At 36.6% G+C, this 12,604-nt stretch carries 9 protein-coding genes; 6 read left to right on the top strand and 3 right to left on the bottom strand.

Features of this window, described 5'->3' with window-relative positions; genetic code table 11:
• Positions 1-368: 368 nt before the first annotated feature.
• From ACQWU4_RS11450 to ACQWU4_RS11440, 3 genes are all read right to left on the bottom strand, one after another.
• A complete protein-coding gene (locus tag ACQWU4_RS11450) occupies positions 369-1,349 on the bottom strand; it encodes a M28 family peptidase (RefSeq protein ID WP_429935889.1) in 981 nt (326 codons plus the stop codon).
• 78 nt (positions 1,350-1,427) lie between these two features.
• Complete coding sequence (gene scpA, locus ACQWU4_RS11445; protein WP_429935888.1) at positions 1,428-3,548, bottom strand: methylmalonyl-CoA mutase; 2,121 nt, start codon at positions 3,546-3,548, stop codon at positions 1,428-1,430.
• 137 nt (positions 3,549-3,685) lie between these two features.
• Positions 3,686-6,688 carry a reprolysin-like metallopeptidase gene (locus tag ACQWU4_RS11440; protein ID WP_429935887.1) on the bottom strand — a complete coding sequence of 1,001 codons (3,003 nt, stop codon included), beginning with the start codon at positions 6,686-6,688 and terminating at the stop codon, positions 3,686-3,688.
• A gap of 474 nt (positions 6,689-7,162) precedes the next feature.
• On the opposite strand from ACQWU4_RS11440, the gene ACQWU4_RS11435 reads away from it, so the two are divergent.
• The 6 genes from ACQWU4_RS11435 (at position 7,163) to ACQWU4_RS11410 (ending at position 12,602) form a co-directional block, all read left to right on the top strand.
• Positions 7,163-7,444: a hypothetical protein gene (locus ACQWU4_RS11435; protein WP_429935886.1), complete on the top strand. Its 282-nt coding sequence runs from the start codon at positions 7,163-7,165 to the stop codon at positions 7,442-7,444.
• Between the two features lie 11 nt (positions 7,445-7,455).
• Positions 7,456-9,021 (top strand): helix-turn-helix domain-containing protein, encoded by a 1,566-nt coding sequence (locus ACQWU4_RS11430; protein ID WP_429935885.1) that lies wholly within the window; start codon positions 7,456-7,458, stop codon positions 9,019-9,021.
• A gap of 142 nt (positions 9,022-9,163) precedes the next feature.
• Positions 9,164-10,663, top strand: a complete 1,500-nt coding sequence (locus ACQWU4_RS11425) for a hypothetical protein (protein ID WP_429935884.1) — start codon at positions 9,164-9,166, stop codon at positions 10,661-10,663.
• 101 nt (positions 10,664-10,764) lie between these two features.
• Positions 10,765-11,187: a transposase gene (locus ACQWU4_RS11420; RefSeq protein WP_429935883.1), complete on the top strand. Its 423-nt coding sequence runs from the start codon at positions 10,765-10,767 to the stop codon at positions 11,185-11,187.
• Positions 11,163-11,498: a helix-turn-helix domain-containing protein gene (locus ACQWU4_RS11415; protein ID WP_429935882.1), complete on the top strand. Its 336-nt coding sequence runs from the start codon at positions 11,163-11,165 to the stop codon at positions 11,496-11,498. The genes ACQWU4_RS11420 and ACQWU4_RS11415 overlap by 25 nt, the downstream gene beginning before the upstream one ends.
• Before the next feature lie 189 nt (positions 11,499-11,687).
• Complete coding sequence (locus ACQWU4_RS11410; protein WP_429935881.1) at positions 11,688-12,602, top strand: hypothetical protein; 915 nt, start codon at positions 11,688-11,690, stop codon at positions 12,600-12,602.
• Positions 12,603-12,604: the final 2 nt, after the last annotated feature.

Here is a 12,604-nt window from a genome sequence, read left to right as displayed (position 1 = left end):
AGATTCTGATAAATCACAACAATTTCTTATTCAACTAAAATACTAGTTGATTGATTTTACGATGAACATTATGAAATATGGCCATAAAAGACCTATTCATTTGTTCTTAATAACACAAAAAATTTCGGGGAAACTGGAGTTTAGATATTGCGCAATAAAAAACCCGAAATCTTTACGACTTCGGGTTTTGATATTTCGTTGTACTATTATTCTAAGAGTATACCAAACCACGAAGCCTTACCACCATAAGCGGTACTCCAGCTGTAGAATTTTGATTCGTTTTGAACATTGCTTCGTTGTTTTTTAATTGGTTAAACTTGATTTTCAGGTGCAAATATATTAATTTTTCTGAATATCAAAATATTTTTTTATTTCAAGTGGATCAGGCTCAGAAAAATACCGTCTATTACTTTGGTCATTCTCACAAGATCCAAAGTTTCCAGAGTATCTGTAGGCTGATGATAGTTTTTATTTCTGAAAAATGATGTATCTGTGATCATCAGGGCAGAATAACCAAAATTCCAATAGTTGAGATGATCTGAAAAATCTGTTCCTTTTACAAATTTAGGGGCCGTAAAAGTTTCTGTTTTGATCTGGTTGGCATCTTTAAATTGGGTGCTGAAATTATTTACAAAATTTCCAGCACTGAATTTTTTAACAAGGGTAATAAAATCTCCTTTGTTACCATAAACCCAGGATAAAATCCCCAACGGGTAGTTTTGTGAATCTTTTTCATCTTTGAAATATCCTATCATTTCCACACTGGCCATACCGTATACATCAATATTGTGATCTTTGAGATATTTAGCATGAATATAGCTTCCCATATTTTCGGTCCTGAAATAAGGCGGCTCTTCGAGTGTGTAGGCAACAAGGTCGATCCTGTAATTCAGCTTTTGACCTTTAAGCATTCTGGCGAGTTCCAGAAGAGCTGTAACGCCGGTAGCATTATCATCTGCTCCCTGCTGGTCGCCGCAAACATCATAATGAGCACCGATAATGATTCTTTTTTTATTTTCCGTTCCGAAAGAAGTGATTACATTTTTATATATTTTTCCTTCAACAGAATATTCCTGAAAAGCTGTACTGTCGCCATATTTACTGAAGTTCTGCTTAATATAATCTGCTACAGCATCTAACTGGTCTGTATTTTTATGATTTCTGAATTCAGGAGTTTGGGTAAGCGCCTTCAGATGGTTTTTAACCAGAGTGACATCAGCCGGTACCGGAGATTTCTGAGCCGGCTTGTTTCCGGAATCTGCTGTAAAACAGAACACTGCTATAAAAATCAAGCCTGCAACAATAATGATCTTATTGGCTGCAGGCTTTGTTATATTTTTAAAATTCATCTCACGGTAAGTTTTATTGTTGGAAATATTGAAATTAGTCTATTTCCGACAAGCTGTGTTACAGGAGAAAATTTTATTCTAATTTTCTAAGAATTTCTGTAGAATTTCTACGGCACATTTGGGAAGATTGGTTCCCGGACCGAAGATAAAATCGGCTCCGTTGGCGTACAGGAATTCATAATCCTGCTGGGGAATAACACCTCCTACCACAATGGTAACATCGTCAGCTCCCAGTTTTTTAAGCTCTTCTACGACCTGAGGAACGAGTGTTTTATGTCCTGCTGCAAGAGAAGATACTCCGAGGATGTGAATATCGTTTTCTACAGCCTGTTTTGCAACTTCTTCGGGAGTCTGGAACAACGGGGCTACATCGACATCAAATCCCATGTCTGCAAATGCTGTTGCTACGACTTTCGCACCTCTGTCATGACCGTCCTGTCCCATTTTGGCAACCATAAGTCTCGGGCGGCGGCCTTCTTCTTCTTCAAATTTCTGAGTCAGATGAAGGGCTTTTTCAAAATATTCGTTTTTCCCGGCATTCATAGCATATACTCCAGAGATTGTTTTAATATTGGCTTTATACCTTCCGAAGGTTTCTTCCATGGCATCACTCATTTCACCAAGGGTAACTCTTCTTCTTGCTGCTTCTATACATAATGCCAGAAGGTTTCCTTTTCCTGTTTTTGCACTTTCACGGATCTGGTTCAGGATTTCCGCAACGGCTTCGGAATTTCTTTCTGCTTTTATTTTTTCAAGTCTTTCGATCTGCTTTCTTCGAACTTCTGTATTGTCGATATCAAGGATCTCTATACCATCCTGTTTTAAAGCTGTTCTGAATGAATTTACTCCAATGATGAATTCTTCACCACTATCAATTTTAGCCTGCTTTTTAGCTGCAGCTTCTTCGATTCTCATTTTCGGAATTCCGGCTTCGATAGCTTTTGTCATACCGCCTTCCTGCTCTACCTCATCGATGTATTTCATAGCTTCCTCGATCATCTGCTGAGTAAGGCTTTCCACAAGGTTGCTTCCGCCCATAGCATCCACCACATCACAGATCCCGCTTTCCTGCTGAAGGATGATCTGGGTATTTCTTGCAATCTTTGCCGAATAATCTGTAGGAAGCGCAATAGCTTCATCCAGGGCATTTGTATGGAGCGACTGGGTTCCGCCTAAAGCTGAAGAAAGGGCTTCAATGGCAGTTCTTGTAATATTGTTAAAAGGTTCCTGTTCCGTAAGAGACCATCCAGAGGTCTGGGAATGGGTTCTTAAGGCTAAGGATTTTTGGTTCTGAGGGTTGAATTGCTGTAAAAGTGTAGCCCAGATGTATCTCGCAGCACGCATCTTGGCAATTTCCATAAAATGGTTCATTCCGATGGCCCAGAAGAATGAAAGTCTTGGGGCAAAATCGTCTACGTTCATTCCGGCTTTTATTCCTGTTCTTACATATTCAAGACCGTCTGCAAGTGTGTAAGCCATTTCCAGTACCGGTGTGGCACCTGCTTCCTGCATATGGTATCCTGAAATGGAAATAGAGTTGAATTTCGGAATATTCTGTGCTGTATATTCAAAGATATCTGCAATGATCTTCATGGAAGGTGCAGGCGGGTAGATGTATGTATTTCTTACCATGAACTCTTTCAAAATATCATTCTGAATAGTTCCTGATAACAGTTCCTGCTTTACGCCCTGTTCTTCTGCAGCAACGATATAGAAAGACAAAATAGGAAGTACGGCACCATTCATCGTCATGGATACGGAGATCTGGTCCAATGGTATTTCATTGAAGAGAATCTTCATATCTTCTACAGAATCTATGGCCACACCAGCTTTACCTACGTCCCCAACAACTCTTGAGTGATCGGAATCATATCCTCTGTGAGTGGCAAGGTCAAAAGCTACGGAAAGTCCTTTTTGCCCTGCTGCAAGATTTCTTCTGTAAAAAGCATTGGATTCTTCTGCTGTAGAAAAACCTGCGTACTGTCTGATAGTCCATGGTTTTTGCACATACATGGTAGAATACGGGCCTCTGAGATAAGGAGCAATTCCTGGAGAAGTCTGTGTTAAAGGTTCATTTTTAACATCTTTTTGGGTGTATGATGATTTTAACTCCAGTCCGTCTTTTTCAAAATTATAGATCTCTCTTTCCTGAGGTTCTATACTAAAATCCGGTTTTTTCACAGAAATTGTCTTTCGCATTCCAATAATTTTTGTCTGCGTAAAGTTAATTTTTTTGAATGAAACATGAAACTTCTGTTAACATTCAGTTTTGGTGAGTTTTACATTATAAAAAAGACCGGACAAATGCCCGGTCTCTGTATTGATATACTTACTTATTATTTTTTGATAAGTTTCGTATTGTAAGTGTTTTTGTCATCTTTAATAGTAATTACATACATTCCTTTTTCCAAACCAGCTACATTAATGATCTCACCATCAAGGTTACCGCTTTGAACAAGTCTTCCGTCTGCACTATAGATTTTATAATCTGCTTTTCCTTTAAGGTTTCTAACACCTACAAAAGTATCGGCAGGGTTTGGATAGATCTCAACTTCAGATTTTGTTGGTTTAGTTTCATCTACTGCAAGTGCAGATCCGAAAATTCTCACTGAGAAATCCATTACACTTCCTGCCCCACTTGGCAGGCTTCCAGCAGCAGTACCACAAGCATTGGTTAGCGCAGCAGCATAATTACTAGCCACTCTCATACCCACAACTCTATTTCCAACAAGAGCTGTAGCAGGAACAGTGAAGTTACCTGAAACACTTCCTACACCATTTGGAGCCGGAGCTGTTGCTGCACTTGTATACACTTTCTCAGTTGTTTCATATACACCGTTCCTATTATAATCGATCCATACGTTATAAGTCATAGGGGCAGCCTGATTATAAATTCCGAAAATAGCTATCGGATAAGAATTCCCTCTGATAAGGTTGATTATTTTCGCAGGATCTTCACTTAAATCTTTGTATGATCTAACGGTAGCATCAATATGGTTAACGTTAGAAAGCTGTACTCTTGCAATGTTTCCTACTGCGTTATATCCTGTGTTCAGGATACAGTAATTTACACCTGTTGCCAATGGTTTTGTCTTGAAAACATAGTTTGAAGAGAAATCTCCAGGTACACTGTTTACAACAGCTGCCACCTGTGTTTCATAAGGCGTTTCGTCTTCCAGACCGCTGATTAATAATGAATTAGTAGTGCTTGTTGCGTTAGTCCATGTTGAAGTCCCTGTTTTTCTGTAATTCACGGAATAAGAAGCAGCTCCCGGCACACTGTTCCAAGATAATATCGCTGAATTCTTAAGGACATCTGCAGCAGTAGTAGATACTCCTGTAGGTGCTGCTGTTGTAGAAGTAGGTGCAGCTCCGATAGTTACTGCAGGAGATACTGCATAGAATATATTATTTATAGCAGATACTCTTAATTTAACAGTTCCTGTTAAACTTGCAGGCATCTGTGCAGTATAGGTACCTGTGTTTGGTGTAGAAGCCACCAATTCAGTCCAGGTAGTACCGTTATTTGCTGTATAGTCTATTTTTACATTCGCAACGTTATAAGGAGCAGCAGTTGTATTGGCTACAGCCCATTTAATCGTGTTTGATGCATTGTTATATAAAGTTGTAGCAGCTGTAAGACCGTTAAATTTAAACGGACCGTCATTTCCTACATTCACTGTTGTTTCTAAGGATGAAAGCATTGGTCTCTGTGCGTTTTCATCTCTTACAGTTACTGCATAGTGAAGTAACCTAGGAACATAAGAAACTGATTCCCAAGTCGCTTTATTGGTAAGTTTTCCGTCCATTACCAAAGGTAAGCTAGGGAAATATCTTCTTCCGCTTGTTGTTCCGAAGAAAGATCTTGCTACAGATCCCTGAGAGTTGTATCCCCAACCAGCATCACCAGAAATGGTAGCATCTTCATCTACGCTATCATACTGTTCCCATGTATATTTTACAGGATCAGTATCTGTTGCTGTAGCATCTAAGTAATAAGCTGTCCCTTTAGGAATGCTGTATGCAGTAAGAGGAGAAATAACAGGTGCTGTATTTGTTGTAATAGTCTGAGAAACACCACATGTTGTCTTGGCATCAAGATTATTAAGAATCTGATTAACAGAAGCATAATGGAAATACGCATCAGAATTCATCTGTACGTTATCGTAAGTAATTCCGGCATAACCCATAATTGTAGTACCACCTCCCGGCTCTACGTTTACCCCAGAACCTTCTGTATTATTTGAGAAGGTATGATTTCCTCCTAACTGATGCCCCAGTTCGTGAGCAACATAATCTATATCAAAAGAATCTCCTAACGGAACTGCATTGGCAGGAGAAGTAAATCCGGAACCTTTGTAAGCTACCGGTGAACCCTGATCCAGTGTCATATCATCACTACAGATACATCCGATACATCCTGCATTACCGCCACCTCCGTCAGCACCAAATAAATGCCCGATATCGAAATTGGCTTCTCCAACGTTGTTATGAAGAACGTTCATTAATTCTCCGTTCCACAATCCATCATCTACACCCGGACCAGAGTCAGAGTAAGGATCGGAAGCAGCATTGGTATAGATAACGTTCTGATAATCCTGAACCAGAAGTTTAATACCAAAGTCTTTTTCAAATACTCCATTCACTCTTGTCATGGTGTTGTTTATCTGTGCAACTGCACCCGGAACACCTGAGAAATAGGTAGTATATTCACCTGTAGTGGACATTGCCAATCTGTAAGTTCTATACTTTGTACTTGCAGGTCTGTTTGTAATTCCTACGTTAGAAAGCTTTTTTTTACCGTTTTCTTTCAAAAACTGGATATCTTTACTGTTCTTTTCGTTGGTTCCACATTCAAATCCCTGCTCGCTGCTTGTTCTTTTTGTTTTATAGAATACTCCGTAAGTCTGCTTGTCGGTAGTAATCGGCTCAATGAACTGGAAAACCCCGTCTTTGATAATCATAGACTGCATTTCTGTAGGAGATGTGCTGAATCTCACATATTTTGAAGGGTCATCAACCCCTACGCCTACATATGATCCTAGCTGATATCTGTCTGCCATAGACTTTTCCATCACCGGATTGCTGTATACTGCAAACTTTTCAATTTTTCCTTCTACAGTAGGAAGAGAAACAATAACCGGTTTTGCATCTTTACCGGTCTCTACTGCATCTTTTAAAATACTTCTCAGGGATGTAAGATCTACTCTGTAAGAGTATTTTACATCAACTTCTTTTCTGATTTGGGATGTTTTCTGCGATACAGACTCCCACCTCTGCGCATTAAAACTGGCAACACCAGCTGCTAATGCACAAACTAGTAAAATTCTTTTTTTCATAATAATCTACATGAATAGAATTAATAAATTTTAAATATCCATAGCAAAAATAACAATTTAATACACAATAACATTAAAAAAAACGGTTAATTTAAATTAGATTAGCCATTTTAATTATTTTTTATCATTAATAAACCATTACTCGTTCTTATTACATATCATGCAAAATGATACAATATCAATAATTTTATCAAGGATTTGTTTAATTGATCTTTTAAGCTTGTGATCTTATTTTTCTCAATTTTTAATCAGATGGACAATTTCTGAAGAAGTTTCTGTTAAAAAAAGAGCAGACCGGGTAATTGATAAAAACAAAAATTATGGAAATCAACATTTTACACTTTATAGAGTCAAGGAAATACTATTTTTTATAAAATAATAATCTGATCATTTTTTGCACTAAATCATAAACGGGCTATTTTAATATCTTTCAGTGACACCTTTTTAATACTTTTGTATAGAAAACCACATTTAATGAATAATATTTATAAAATATTAATCCCGGCCTTATTTTTTATCAGTATTCATCTCTATTCGCAAATTTCGGAGGAGGATCGTATAAAAAATACTTTAAAAATCCGTCTCATACAAAATGCTGAAGCCATCAATCCGGATTCTGCCCTGGTTTTGGCTCAAAAGCTGCTTCCTTCCTTAAAAAATGATCCAAAAACAAGATCGGATCTTTATATCGAAATGGCACAATGCTATACTTTCCAGGCAAGAAAGAGCAACTTTCTTTCTTATACATTAAAATAAAGTCCACTTTTATGAACGGTATCTATAAATTAATATTTATCTGCTTTTTTTTACTAAACTTCCAGTTAAAAGCACAATACTCTGAGAAAGAATTTAGAGAAATTTTAGGGCAAATACAGGCAGCCGAATCTAATTCAGATTCAGCAATTGTGATCGCCAAATCTTATTTACCTAAACTTAAAGACAATAAATTCCATTTGACAGAAATGTATGGGGTAATCAGTCAAAATTATTCCCGACTTGGAAAAAGAGAACAGGCTTTGCCTTATGCCATTAAAGCAAATGAAACTGCTTTAATGACCAACGACTATAAAACCATCGCCCGATTCCATGGTTTATTAGCTGATCAATACCGAAATGTAAAGCTTTACACAAAGGCAAAAGAAACTGCCCGGAAAGGGGTTTTAAGTACTGAAAAAATAGATGATGGTGACGGAAAATGGATAAAAGCAGCTTTGCTAATTGAATATGCAAGTATTCTGGATATGGAAAAAGATAATGATTCTTCCATTATTTATAACCAGCTGGCTTTAAATACCTTATCTCAAGCAAAGACTAATCAGCAAATGATCACGTATTATTATGCAGTTGCGAATTCTAATATCGGAACGAATTATTTCAACAAGAAAGCAATGGACTCTGCGGAGCATTATTATAATAAATCTCTTGGCTTTTCTAAAGGTAGCTTTGATGCTGCTTACAGAAAAAGATATGCTTACACCAATTTATCTCTTGTTTATAATTCCAGAAAACAATATCAGAGAGCTATTGATACTTTAAAAATTATAGAAAAGGAGGTCCGCCCCGAGGAATATCCTATCAAAGCCGAAGTATATGGTTATCTGGCACAAAACTATATGCTGATTAATGACCTGAAAAATTATAAAAAATATAATGAGCTCTATCTCAATACAAAAGATAAGCTTTCTGATGAAGAGGTAAAGGCAATCAATGAAACATTACAGAAACTGGATGAAGATCATAAAAGAGAGACTCAAAAAAACGAATCTCATTTCAAGATGCTGAGCATTATTCTTTTATTAGCTACTATCTCAATAGTACTTCTTATTTATTATTTTCAGAAAAAGAGAAAGAAAGAGAAGTTATTTTACCAGAATTATATTAAAACCCTTGAAGAAAAAAATCTACAAGTGAAAATAGAGGAAGAAAAAGTGATTAAAAAAGCCAATTCTTCCATGGAAATCACAGAAGAAACTGAAAAACAAATCATTACAAAGCTTAATAAGTTTGAAATTTCTGACAGATATCTTAATCCGAATCTCAGCCTGTCTTTATTAGCATCTGATCTTAAAACGAATACCCGCTATCTTTCGGAGATTATCAGCCGTCATAAAGGCAAGAATTTTAATACTTACATCAATGAGCTCCGTATAGAATATATATGCAGGAATATATTGGAAGATGCCAAATTCCGGAAATATAAGATAAGTGCGCTTGCTTCCATTTCGGGATTCTCCTCCGGAGAGAATTTTTCCAAAATCTTCAAAAAAACTACCGGAATTTCTCCTTCTGTTTTCATTGAAAATGCTAACAATGGAAATAAAAACACGGCATAACAAAATCTAAAATAACATATTGAAAATAAACAACTTAAAAACAAAATTCAACCTGTAAAATTCCGAAAAAATCAGAAGTATTGGAATATTTTCATAGGTAATAAGGATACTTTTGCCTCAAAAATCATCCTAAAAAACATTTATGAAAAAAACATTATTTCTAATCGGAATTTTGAGTTTCACTTTTTCCAATGCCCAAGTCGGAATAAATACAGGTGTCCCCAAAGCAACTTTGGATATTACAGGGCTACCTTCAGATAATACTAAAACTGATGGTCTGATTGCTCCGCGTATTACAGGGAATGAACTCAAAGCAAAAGATGCCCTATATGCTTCCGGGCAAACAGGAGCTATTATTTATGCAACAGCTCCGGCCAGCCCCATTACGCCCAAAACGGTTAATGTAACAACAGCAGGATATTACTATTTTACAGGCACTGTATGGACAGGACTGGCAGAAACATCCAATGAGGGTGGAAATTATATAGAACCATGGTATGATGTAGCCACCAATAAACCTGCCACCAAAAATACACAGGATATTTACCAGATGGGTAAAATAGGAACAGGAACAAGCCTACCCATTACCAAGTTAGATGTCCGGGGTTCTATTCGCGGGGGATCTCCCAATGCAGAAGAAATAAGCGGGATTTCTCCTATTGGAAGTAATTCTATTGCCGTAGGGAATAATAATAAGGTGTCAGGGGGAAGAAGTGCTGCTTTCGGTGATAATAACAGTATAACCGGGGTCAATTCTATTGCAACAGGTAATTTAAATATAGTTACATCCGATTATAATGCTGTTTTTGGTCTCCAAAATGATATTGCCGGAAGCCGAAATCTGATAGGTGGGTTTCAAAATATGATATCCGGAAGTGCTACTTCATTTAACTTTATTTCAGGACTTAAAAATATCGTATCACCGATTGCCGGAGTAACAAATTCTGTCGGAAATATAGTAGGAGGAAACACAAATGAGATTCAGAATGATTATTCAATAGTAAACGGGTCTCAAAATAAAGTGTACGGAGATTATAGCATTGTTAATGGAAGCACAAATTCAATCGATCAAACTTCCTCAAGCGTTTTCGCTCTCGGATATCAAAACGTAGCAACCAACTCTTCTTACGTAGGGTTATTTGGGAATAACAATACTGTGGCCAATGCAAACTTAACTTTAGTGAGCGGGGCAAGAAATACCGTAAATTCTCCTACTTCATTTGTTGCCGGAGCAGATAATATTATCAATACAAATGCAGCTTATGCCACTGTTTTCGGACTTAATAATACAATTGGAGGGAATGGCACAATAAATTATGCAACTTCTATCGGAACACGAAATGCTTCTAAAGGACACGTTTCTACAACAATAGGTGCGGATTTAACGGCTAGCTCCTTTTCGGAAATTGTTTTTGGAAGATGGAACGAAATTACCTCTGCTTCCAATCCTACAAGCTGGGTAGCGACAGACCCTATTCTGCAAGTAGGCATCGGGACCAGTGATACCGCCAAGAAAAATGCATTAACTGTATATAAAGACGGAAAAGTACAAGTAAATCAATTGAAAGGTACAGGAAATGCCTATGCATGTCTGGATTCTGAAGGAAATCTCTTCAGAAGCACTACCCCGTGTGCTCCATAAATAGCAATTCTAAAAACACATGATAAATACTATTGCCACATAAGATTTTATGTGGCTCTTTTTCCTAAAGTAAATTTCAATTCTTCAAAATTAAATCGATAATGAATTTTAAAAATATACATATTGGATCCCTGATTCATGAACAAGTTGCAGATTGCGAATTAGAAATGTCCCGGATCTGTAACTTTTTCAAGCATTCTGAAAAGGAAATAGAAGCGATGTACATTTCTGCAAACATCAGTGCTGAAGCTTTATTGAAATGGAGTAAAATACTGAAATACGATTTTTTCAGATTATACTCTCATCACTTAATTCTTTACTGCCCACCATCGATTATAGAAAATAACATTAAAAAGCAAAAATCAGCATTGCCTGCATTTCGTAAAAATATTTATACGAAAGAAATTATTGATTTTATTCTGGACCTCATTAAATCTGGCGAAAAAACCAAACAACAGATTATAAATGAATATAGAATCCCTAAAACCACATTATATAAATGGATAGAAAAATATCAGCCATAAGGACGGAGGTTCCAAATTATGTCAAAATATATGCTGATCTTATCATGATGAAGCATCCTGAAAAAATGAAGGATTGCCAATATTTTCTTTCCAAAAAAAATCTGACCTCTATAGATATTATTAAACTGAATGAAATTATTTTCGGTAAAGCTCCCGCTAATCAAAAATACCGTTCCTATGATCTTTCCACTATACTATCTATCCTTGAGCATCAGAAAAGAAAAGGTATAAATAATACAGAATTAGCCCGCCATTATAATCTGAGCAGAAATACTATAAAAAAATGGAAAGAAAAGTATAATATAAAATAGAAGCAGAGCTATTTTTGATTGTTTTGCAAAATAATGAGAATAGATCATCAACTCAAAAACAAAAAAAACAACAAACTCATTATCAGTAAATTAACCCACATTTCCATCATGTGAAATTCCGAATTTTACAGACAGTAATCTTTTTTTCGGCTTAATAACCGGCTACTTTTGTCAAAAAAACAGAGACAGATGAGAAAATATTTTTTGCCTTGCCTTATTTTATTTATGGCTGATATGTCTGCACAAGTAGGCACGGGAAATGTAGGAATTAATACCGAAGCTCCTGAAAAAACGCTGGACGTAAATGGAAATTTCCGTTCTCAAAAAACGGACTCTTCCACCAGTACACAATATTTACTAGAAACCAACAGTCTTTTAGATCCTGCATATAATCTTGCCACGGTTACTAATTCTTCTGACGGAACCGGGGCTTTATTGTATCAGAATAAAGATTTTTCAGGTTTAAATCAAACTAATTCTAATGGTGAATTTTCAAGGCTGATTTTATTTGGTACTCCTGGAAGTCCTGCTACTAGGCTTGATAGCTCTAGTGGCACTTTGAATACATATATGTATACAAATCCGCTTGGCTTATACATGGATGCACAAGATATATTAACAGGAAGATCCAATTCTTTTTTCATTCCTAATTCTACAATTGGACCATCATTTTCTTATAAAGATACATCAGGAACAATTACTGGTCAGTATTATCTTCCCAGAAATTATGGCTTAAGAGGACAAGTCCTAGTAACTCATGGCAACCCGAGTGCGGCAGGAAATGGCGGAATGGTCAATAATCTTGTATGGAGAAATGTTGCTGATCTTATCGTTCTAAAATCCCCTGGAGGAAATTGCTATAAAATTACCGTAAGCGATACCGGCGTTCTGGGAACAACGCCTGATTCTGACTGTATGGTGGATCCATATGATACAACAACTTATTCCACTACTTCAAGAATGGCCGCCGGAAGTACAGATAAGACCTTAGCAGATCCCAACAAAATGATTGAAGAACAGAAAAAGCAGATTGAAGAAATGCAAAAACAAATGAAGGAGATCAGAAGTAAACTGATCCACAAAAACGCTAAAAACACAAAGTAAAA

This window comes from Chryseobacterium sp. MIQD13, from assembly GCF_050496705.1.
GTDB lineage: Bacteria > Bacteroidota > Bacteroidia > Flavobacteriales > Weeksellaceae > Chryseobacterium.
The sequence above is the reverse complement of the archived record's forward strand: the minus strand, read 5'-3'. Positions and strand labels throughout refer to the sequence as shown.

Excerpts from the sequence above, each read along its gene's own strand:
- ACQWU4_RS11435 (WP_429935886.1), top strand. The coding sequence starts at position 7,163 with ATGAATAATATTTATAAAATATTAATCCCGGCCTTATTTTTTATCAGT.
- ACQWU4_RS11430 (WP_429935885.1), top strand. The coding sequence starts at position 7,456 with ATGAACGGTATCTATAAATTAATATTTATCTGCTTTTTTTTACTAAAC.
- scpA (WP_429935888.1), bottom strand. The coding sequence starts at position 3,548 with ATGCGAAAGACAATTTCTGTGAAAAAACCGGATTTTAGTATAGAACCT.
- ACQWU4_RS11425 (WP_429935884.1), top strand. The coding sequence starts at position 9,164 with ATGAAAAAAACATTATTTCTAATCGGAATTTTGAGTTTCACTTTTTCC.
- ACQWU4_RS11440 (WP_429935887.1), bottom strand. The coding sequence starts at position 6,688 with ATGAAAAAAAGAATTTTACTAGTTTGTGCATTAGCAGCTGGTGTTGCC.
- ACQWU4_RS11415 (WP_429935882.1), top strand. The coding sequence starts at position 11,163 with ATGGATAGAAAAATATCAGCCATAAGGACGGAGGTTCCAAATTATGTC.
- ACQWU4_RS11420 (WP_429935883.1), top strand. The coding sequence starts at position 10,765 with ATGAATTTTAAAAATATACATATTGGATCCCTGATTCATGAACAAGTT.
- ACQWU4_RS11410 (WP_429935881.1), top strand. The coding sequence starts at position 11,688 with ATGAGAAAATATTTTTTGCCTTGCCTTATTTTATTTATGGCTGATATG.
- ACQWU4_RS11450 (WP_429935889.1), bottom strand. The coding sequence starts at position 1,349 with ATGAATTTTAAAAATATAACAAAGCCTGCAGCCAATAAGATCATTATT.